The sequence below is a fragment of the Paraburkholderia sp. genome (assembly GCF_034668105.1).
Lineage (GTDB): Bacteria > Pseudomonadota > Gammaproteobacteria > Burkholderiales > Burkholderiaceae > Paraburkholderia.
The window spans coordinates 1-4,119 of record NZ_JAXDPY010000138.1 but is presented as its reverse complement, the minus strand read 5'-3'; the positions used below and the strand labels follow the sequence as shown (position 1 = coordinate 4,119).

Genomic DNA, 4,119 nt, shown 5'->3' with positions numbered 1-4,119 from the left:
TCAAGCGGAATATCGCGAGTCTGTTCGTGCAAATTCCATGCGCCATTTACCTTGGCCGCCATCACACGCTCGAACGTTTGCTTTGACTGTCCTGTCAGCGTCGCATCGTCCAGCACGCCAGCCGAATGGAACACGCCGCGTAGCGGCTTGCCGGTAAGACAGGTCTGCGCCACTGCATGAGCGACTGATCCAACGTCCGCCACATCGCCCAAAATGGTCAATATGGCTACGCCGCGCTGTGTCAATGCGTTGACTCTGGCCTGCGCCGCCGGCGAAGGTTCTTTGCGCCCCAGCAGAGTGATATGCGTCGCGCCGTGGCCGCAAAGCCATTCCGCCACCAGCAGACCCAGATCGCCGAAGCCACCCGCGATCAGGTAGCTCGCATCGCGCCGTACTGGCGGCGAGCTCGGGGGCACCGTCTGAAGCGGCACGAGACGCGCCACCGACCGGCGCCCGTTCCTGTACGCAATTTCTTCCTCGGCACCGCCGTTGTTCACCTCTGCGCGGATCAGCGCGTCGATGTCTCCCTCGTACTCCGCATCGATCTCGATCAATGTCGGGCGCAGTTCGGGCCTTTCCAGCGCAATCGATTTGCGCACCCCACGCAAGGGAGCCTGCATCAGGCCCCCGCGCGACACGATCCATAGCCGCGTTGCCGATTCCGGGGACTGCGCGACTAACGACTGCGCCAAGGCAAGGACAGCGCCGCAAGACTGCCATACCTGTTCGAAAGGCGTACCGCCGGCATGCCTCGCCGGCACCCGATAAATGACATCCCGGCCGAATCCCGCTACCGCTTGCTCACTCGCCTGGGGCGTGCTTTCCGTCCGGGCGACGATCAACGACTGTGCCGACAATTCGGGAAGAACGTACACCTCCCGCTCGGGGAAACCTTGACGCCCGAGCACGGCGCGCCAGGCATCGGGAGACATCAGCGCGTGGTTGCGCAACGCCGTGTCGGTGAAATGCCACCAGCCGGCAGTCAGACCAAAGGTCAGGTCAAGCCATCTTAAAGGCCGGGTGCCCTCGCCCAGCAACAGATAACCGCCCGGCGCAAGCAAGCCGCGCAGATGCCGCAGACTGACCTCGATGTCGCGCGTCGCGTGGATCACGTTCGAAGCAACGATCACGTCGAAACGGTGATCGACGAATCCCTGCGCCGACGGATTGCGCTCGATATCGAGCAAATGAGTCGTAAAGAATCCGAACGATTTGAAGCGATCGCCTGCCTTGGAAGTGAATGCCGGAGAAATATCGGTGAAGACGTATCGGCAGGCAGCAGCGTCCGGCCGTCTCGCCAGCATCGGCACCAGCTCCGCAGTTGTGCTGGCCGTCCCGCCGCCAACTTCGAGAATACGTAGCGCAGCGCCGCTGCGCATCAGTATCTCGATGGACTTCACTATTAGCGCATTGAGTGCCCGTGCGCTCGGCGAGTATTCGTAGAGCGCGCGGACCGCGCTGTCGTCTCCCGCCGGGAAAAGTAAATCCAGCGGGTTGCACGCTCCACATAGCACGTCAGCCAGGCGAGGCCCGCACACCGCCAGCAAATTCGCTTCGGCACACGCCGGGGGTTGCGTGTCGACCTGTGCATCTCCATCTTCGGCCAGCATCTCCGACATTCTCGTTAGCAGACGCCGGTAACAGGGGACCAATCCGGGCTGCTGATCGGCGCTCCAGCCCAGGCTGTCAAATGCCGCCCGCACATATCCGAGGCTGCGCGCTTCCAGTGCGGCCAAAACGGCGGGGAACGCCAGCGCATCGGGTTCGGCCAGCGCTGAGCGTCTGACCTCGCAAATTTCCGGGTCAAGTGTCCGGATCGACGGAAAATTCTCTGCAGCCGTATGAGTCAATGCCTGTTCGCGCCATGCTATTCCATACAACCAGGTGCGTACTTCGTCGTCCCGACTCTCATGCGGGGCCGAAGATGGTGTCAGCGCATCGATCCAATATCGTTTGCGCTCGAACGGATAGGTCGGCAGAACGAGCTTGCGGCCTTTTGACAAGTCCTGAACGTTTGAAGTCTCCGGCAACGGCAACGCAATACTGCCTCCGTCGGCGAACGATTCGAGCTGCGCTTTCAGCGCGGTGATGTTTTGCGCGTGAATCGCAATTTGCTTCTCGAAGCGGGATCGCCCGGTATTGACCGTAAAACATAGGTCATGCAACGAAGTATCGGGATGCGTCCGGAGGAAATGCCCAAGCCGTCCGCTCAGCGCTCGCAGTGATGAGTCGCTCCTCGCCGACAGATGCAGCACGTGCGAACCCGTATGCTCGCCGGCCCCCGCCTGTAGCGCCGGCGGCTGTTCGACTATCACGTGCACGTTGGTGCCGCTCATCCCGAAAGCGCTGACACCCGCGCGGCGCGGCGCATCCTGCGCAATCCAGGGCGTCAGCGCGAGCGGCACTTCGATGGGAAGTTCGTCCCATAAGATCTCAGGATTAGGGGTACAAAAATGCAGATGCGGTGGAATCTCGCCCTGCTCCACCACCAGCGCCGCCTTGATCAGGCTGGCGATCCCGGCGGCTGCCTCGAGATGCCCGATGTTGCTCTTGGCCGAACCGATGCGAATCGGCTGTCTCGCCGTGTGCCCTGTCTGCAACGCTCTGGCCAGCGCATTCACCTCGATGGGGTCGCCCAGCGACGTACCGGTGCCATGCATTTCGACATAACCAATCTGCGCCGGGTCGAGCTGGGCATTCTTGAGCGCTTGCCGTATCACGGCTTCTTGCGCCAATCCGTTCGGTACGGTCAAGCCACTGCTGCGGCCGTCGTGATTGACCGCCGAGCCGCGCAGCACCGCCACGATGTGATCGCCGTCCCTCAACGCATCGCTGAGGCGCCGCAGCACGACAATGCCGCCGCCCTCGCCACGCACGTAGCCGTCGGCGCCAGCGTCGAAGGCCTTGCAGCGGCCGTCGCGCGCGAGCGCATTCAAACTGCTGAAGCCAATCGCTCCGCCAGGCCACAGCATCACATTGACACCGCCGGCCAGCGCGATCTCGCATTCCTTCTGACGCAAACCCTGAATGGCCAGATGCACAGCCAGAAGCGACGACGAGCAAGTCGTGTCCAATTGCATGACCGGACCCTGAAATCCGCACACATAGGCCAACCGCCCCGCCGCCATGGCACGCGCGTTGCCGAGCAGATTGTAGGCGTCGACCCTCTCCAGCTGGCCCGAACTCAGCGTCTTGTGCGCATAGTCCGCCATCGTGACGCCCAGGTACACGCCGGTGATGCTGCCGCGCATCGTCCCGGACGCATAGCCCGCGCGCTCCATCGCCTCCCATCCCAACTCAAGCACCAGGCGCTGCTGGGGATCCAGGGCACGTGCTTCGCGCGGCGCAATACCGAAAAAAGCGGCGTCGAATTCGTCGATGTTTTGCAGAAACGCCCCGTAGCGCGCATAGGTCTTGCCAGGCGCCGCAGCGTTCTCCGAGTAGTGCTCGCGCCAGTCCCAACGATCCGGCGGCACTTCTCCCACCGCATCGACGCCCTCGCGCAGTAGCTGCCAATACGCTTCCGGGTTATCGGCGCCGCCAGGGAAACGGCAAGCCATACCGACGATTGCGATTGGCGCGTTGCAAGCCGCCTCCAGTTCATCGACACGGGCGCGCAGTTTTTGCGTGACCAGAACAGCGCGCTGTAACGGAGTAAGTTCGGGAGTGAGTGCGCTCATCGCCCCTCCAGGCCAAGCCATTCACGCTCGATGAGCGCCGCAAGTTCTGCGTCGGAAAGCGCCCCGACAGCGGTCTCGACGGCATCGGCTTCGATGGGGTGGTCTTGTGGCGGCGATACGGCGGGAGCGGCAGATGCATCGCCCGCTGCGATTCGCTTGACCAGGAATTCAGTCATCAGATGCAACGTGGGATATTCGAATATCACCGTAGCGGACAACGGCATTTCAAGATCCCGCGACACACGATTTCTCAGTTCGATCGACATCAGCGAGTCGAGCCCCAGTTCGCTGAATCCTTGCTGCGGATGGATAGGCTGACTTCGACCAATACCAAGGATTTCAATCAAATTTTTCGACAAGTAATCGGAAACCAGACAGACGCGTTCAGGCGCAGCGGCGGTGGTAATTTCATGCCGTAGCTTGCGGGCCGTTTCGCCGA

General features: G+C 62.0%; 2 protein-coding genes. Both read right to left on the bottom strand.

Going from position 1 to position 4,119, the window contains the following annotated elements:
* Positions 1–3,680 (bottom strand): SDR family NAD(P)-dependent oxidoreductase (locus tag QOC89_RS06480; protein WP_323044269.1); only part of this gene is annotated, 3,680 nt, incomplete at its 3' end.
* Positions 3,677–4,119: acyl carrier protein (locus tag QOC89_RS06475; protein WP_323044268.1), on the bottom strand; the 443-nt coding region annotated here is incomplete at its 5' end. The genes QOC89_RS06475 and QOC89_RS06480, both read right to left, overlap by 4 nt.